General features: G+C 77.1%; 3 protein-coding genes. 1 reads left to right on the forward strand and 2 read right to left on the reverse strand.

The annotated features are described in order from the left end of the window. The coding region (locus HG543_RS56710) for an SbcC/MukB-like Walker B domain-containing protein (RefSeq protein WP_169352341.1) at positions 1–2,824 on the forward strand (2,824 nt) is incomplete at its 5' end. A 13-nt stretch (positions 2,825–2,837) separates the two neighbouring features. Here the strand turns inward: HG543_RS56710 and HG543_RS51535 are convergent. Together HG543_RS51535 and HG543_RS51540 are read right to left on the reverse strand one after the other, a co-directional pair. Next, positions 2,838–3,767 (reverse strand): serine/threonine-protein kinase, encoded by a 930-nt coding sequence (locus HG543_RS51535; protein WP_169352342.1) that lies wholly within the window; start codon positions 3,765–3,767, stop codon positions 2,838–2,840. A 2-nt stretch (positions 3,768–3,769) separates the two neighbouring features. Next, entirely contained in the window at positions 3,770–4,720 is a 951-nt protein-coding gene (locus tag HG543_RS51540; RefSeq protein ID WP_343073652.1) for a TIGR02266 family protein, read from the reverse strand. Positions 4,721–4,748: the final 28 nt, after the last annotated feature.

Consider the following 4,748-nt stretch of genomic DNA (forward strand, 5'->3'; position numbering starts at 1 on the left):
GGCCCGGACGGCGGCGCAGGAGGCGGAGGCGGCGGCGAGGCCGGCGCTGGAGGAGGCGGCGGGGCTGGATGCCCGGCTGGCGGTGGTGGCGCGGGAGGCGGAGGAGGCTCGCAAGCGCGCGGAGTCGTCGCGGGGCGCGGCGGCCACGGCGCGGGCGGAGCTGGAGTCCGTGCTCGCCCGGGAGGCGGCGGCGCGGGCGGAAGGAGAGGCCGCGCGGAAGTGGCTCTCGGAGAAGGCGCACTGGGCGGCGCTGACGGGGGAGTGGCCCCGCTGGCAGCGCGAGCTGGAGCGCTATGAGGCGGCGCGGGGCGACGGGCGCAAGGCGCGGGAAGAGGCCGGGAAGCTGCGCGGCGACGTGGACACGCTGCGCGGCGACGTGGCGCTGCGGCGCGAGGAGAAGGACGCCGCCGTCGAGGCGGAGGAGATGGCGCAGGCGGCGGCCACCCATGCCGAGGCCGCGGTGGGCGAGGAGGCCGGGGCGGGACGGCGCGCGCTGCGGGAGTCCCTGCTGGCCCGACGGGAGGCGCTGCGCGGCCTGGAGGCGGCACGCGAGGGGCTGACCTCGGACGAGGCGGAGGTGCGCGCGGCGGAGGGCGAGGCCACGGCGGCGAAGGCGGAGGCCGAGGCCGCGGCGGGCGAGGCCCGGGAGGCGGCGGCCCGGAGGACGGAGCGCGAGGCGGCGCTGAAGGAGGCGCGCCGGGCGCTGTCCCTGGCCCAGGCGGCGCAAGGCTATGTGTCGCACCGGGCCCTGCTGCGCGACGGTGAGGCGTGCCCGCTGTGCGGCGCCACGGAGCATCCGTATGCCCGCGAGGGCGCGGCGCTGGATGGGCTCGTGGTGGAGTCCACCCGGCGCGTGGAGACGCTGGAGTCGGAAGGAGCCGAGGCGGCGCGGGCCGAGGTGGCGGCGAGCGCGCGCGAGGCGGCGGCGCGGACCCGCGCGGGACAGGCCGGAGCGCGGCGTGAGGTCGCGGCGGCCCGATGCTCGGAGCACCGGGCGGCGTGGGGACGTGAGCGTGAGCGGTGGCTGCGCTCGATGTCCGACGTCGGCGCGGAGGAAGGCTCGGCCCCAGGAATCCGGGCGCGCGAAGTGGCGGGGGCGTCACTGACGTCTGGAGCGGCCGGAGGCGTGGCTTCCGGTCCGGGGCAGGCGGATGCGGTGCCGCCCGAGGTGGGCAGCGTTCCCGAGGCCGGTGCCTGGCTGGAGGCCGCGCGCGCGGACGTGCAGGCGCGGCTGGACGCGCTGAAGGCCGAGGAGGCCGCGGCCGAGGGGCGCGTCCGCGCGGCGCGCGAGGCCCGCGCGGCCCTGGACACGCAGCGCACGCGGCGCGAGGCGGCGGCCGACATGCTTCGCCGCGCCGAGGAGGCCCTCACCCGCGCGGAGGGCACCCTCAAGGAAGCGCAGGCCCGTGTCGACGCGGCCGACGCGACGCTGAAGCAGGTGCTCGCGGACGTGGGGCCCGTCTTCGCGGCGGACGAGGGCTGGGAGGCGAAGCTGGACGCGGACCCGGCCACCTTCCGCCGCAAGTGCGGCGAGCGCGTCGCCCTCTGGAAGTCCAGGGAAGAGGCCGCGAAGAAGGCGCAGGAGCGCGAGCAGACGGAGCAGCAGCACCGCGCCCGGGCCCAGGGCCTCGTGGACGTCAGCAGCCAGCACGCCGAGGAGCAGGCGAAGCTCGCCACGCTCAAGGAAGAGGAGCGCGCCGGGGTGGCCCGTGCCCGCGCGGCGCTGCTGGACGGCCGCCCCACCGAGGAGGTGAGGGCGGAGCTGCGGGCCCGGGTGGACGCGGCGGTGGATGCCTTCGAGCGGGCCCGCGAGGCCGCTGACGCCGCGAAGCAGGCGGAGCGCGTGGCCACCGCCCGCGCCGAGGATGCCGTGCGCGCGCTGGCCGAGGCCGTCGAGGCCCGGGAGTCGGCGCGGGCCGCGCTGGCGGCGAGGCTCTCCGAGCGGGGCACCACGCTGGAGGCGGTGAAGGCGCTCCTGGCGCACGACGCCGCGTGGTGCGAGTCCGAGGAGAAGGCCCTGGCGGCGCTGCGCGAGGCGCTCGCCCATGCCCGCGCGGTGCTGGTGGAGCGGCGCGAGCGGCGCACCCGTCACGAGGAGTCCGGCCCGCCGTCCCTGTCCGAGTCGGAGGCGGGGCCCGCGTGCGAGCGGCTGCGCGCCGACGTCGAGGCGCGGCGCCGGGGCGAGGCCACGCTGCGTGCGCGCCTGGAGGCGGATGACACCGCCCGCGCGCGGCACGGCACGGAGGCCGCGGCCCTGGAGGAGCGCCGGCGCGAGGCCGAGGTGTGGAAGACGCTGGGAGACCTCATCGGCTCACACGACGGCAAGCGCTTCAAGGTGTTCGCCCAGAGCCTCACGCTGGACGCGCTGCTGCTGCACGCCAACGCGCACCTGCGCGAATTGGCGCGGCGCTACCGGCTGATGCGCGTGCCCGGCCACGATTTGGACCTGCAGGTGGTGGACGGGGACATGGGTGACGAGGTGCGCAGCGTGGCCAGCCTCTCCGGCGGGGAGAGCTTCCTGGTGTCGCTGGCGCTCGCGCTGGGCCTCGCGTCGCTGTCGTCCGAGACGACGCAGGTGGAGACGCTCTTCATCGACGAGGGCTTCGGCACGCTGGACCCGGAGACGCTGGAGGTGGCCCTGGCCACGCTGGACGCGCTCCAGGCCACCGGCCGGCAGGTGGGCATCATCTCCCACGTCAGCGGGCTGGCCGAGCGCATCGGCGTCCAGGTGCGCGTGGTGAAGCAGGGCGGGGGCCGCAGCCGGCTGGTGGTGGAGGGAGACCCGGGCATGGTGCCGCCCGCCGTGGGGCAGCAGGTGGCGTGAGGGGGCCGGAGCCTCAGCGCTCCGTGCCCATCAATCCCCGCACCACGGCGGCCACCGCCAGCGGCGTGGCCACCCGGTCGTCACACAGCGGCGCGAGCGCGCGGGCGAACTGCTCCGCGGACTTGAAGCGCTGCGAGGGGTTGGGGGCCAGCGCCCGGTCCAGCACCAGGGCGAGTCCGTCGGACACCCGCGGCACCAGCGTGCGGATGGGCGTCACCCGGCCGCCGCGGATGGAGGACTCCACCGCGTCCCCGGGGCCGGAGGGGAAGGGCGACTCCAGCGACAGCAGCTCGTACAGCAGCACCGCCCCCGCCCACAGGTCCACGCCCACGGATACGTCGCCCGCGAGCAGCTCCGGCGAGCGGTAGTGCTGCTTGCCCAGCCGCCGCGCGTCCAGCGCCGCGCCCGCGCGCGAGCGGGCCACGCCGAAGTCCGCCAGCTTCACCTCGCCCGTGCGCGACAGCAGCACGTTGTGCGGGGACACGTCACAGTGCACCACGCCCAGGGGCCGCCCCGTGGGGCTGGTGGCCTGGTGCGCGTGCGCGAGCGCCTCCATCACCTGCCGGACGATGAGCACGGAGATGTCGACGGGCAGCTCGATGCGGCGGCGCCGGCACTGCGCCAGCACGCGGCCCAAATCTGGCCCCTCCACCAGCTCCAGCGCGAGGTAGCCGCCGTCCGGCAGCTCGCCGTACTCCACGAAGCCGACGATGTGCGGGTGGTGCAGGCACCGGGCCAGCTCCGCCTCGTGGAGGAGCTGCTCGTGGGCCTCGGCGTCATGCGCGCGCTCCGGGCGCACGCGTTTGAGGGCCACCTGCTCGCCGGCCCGGGGGCCCTCGCGCACCTTCGCGAGGAACACCTCCGCCATGCCGCCGCGCCCCAGCCGCGACAGCAGCTCGAAGCGGCCACAGTCGCGCGGCCAGGTCTCCGACACGCCGTCCATCGTCAGCCCAGGCCACCCGCCAGGCTCGCCAGGTAGCGGTCCAGCGTCTGGGAGAAGGTGACGTCGTCGCTGAGGAACGCGAGCCCCACGCCGCCGGTGTACGGGTCGTCCACCACGTGCACCACCACCGCGTCCCCCTGCAGCCGCTCGCCGTTGGGCAGCTTCACGTCCACGGTGACGACGCTGTCGGGCTGCGGCCGGTGCGCGGTGCGCACGAAGAGGCCTCCGTTGGAGATGTTGAGGGCGTGCTCGCGCACGAAGTCCAGCTCGGTGCGGAACTCCAGCTCCAGCTTCACCGCGAAGCGCCGCCCGCGCCGCTGCGGGCTGCCGGGAGGCGCCACCTGCACACGGTGCGTCTGCACCCGGGCGGCCGGCGGCGGAGGCGGCGGCGTGGAGGACTCCCCGGGCGACCCGGTGGAGGAATCCGTCTCCTCCGGCGCCGCCCCGGCGCGCTCGTCGGCGGGCGCGGGCCGGGGGGGCTCCGCCGGCCGGGCGACGGCGGGCGTGCGCCCCGGCGGCGTGGCCCGGCCCGGCACGGGCGCCTCCAGCGGGTTGGGAGGCGGGCCCGAGGGACGCGCGCCGCTCAGGGCCAGCCGGCCCAGGTGCTGCTGCAGCGCCCGGGCGGCGGCGCCGCGCTCGTTGCCCGCGTACGGGGTGCCAGCGCCGAAGGTGGTGGCGCGGAAGCTGTCACGCTCGGCCTTGGGCAGGCGCCACAGCTCCACGAAGGTGCCGCCGGTGCGCTTCACCTCTTCCGCGAGCCGCTCCACCGCGGAGCGCGGATAGCCGGGCGCCTCCACCTTCACCTCGAGGCCGGCGTCCTCCGCGCGCAGCGCCACCACGAGCTGCAGCGACTGGGCCGTGGGCAGCAGCGCGCCGAGCCCCTCCACCCAGGCCGCTACGCGCTCCGGCGGGGCCGAGCCATTCCACAATGCCGCAAGACCGAAGACGGGCACGGCCGCGAAGATAGCCGAGCCCTCCCAC

Origin of the sequence: Pyxidicoccus fallax, assembly GCF_012933655.1 — a bacterium.
In the GTDB taxonomy this organism is placed as follows: Bacteria; Myxococcota; Myxococcia; order Myxococcales; family Myxococcaceae; genus Myxococcus; species Myxococcus fallax.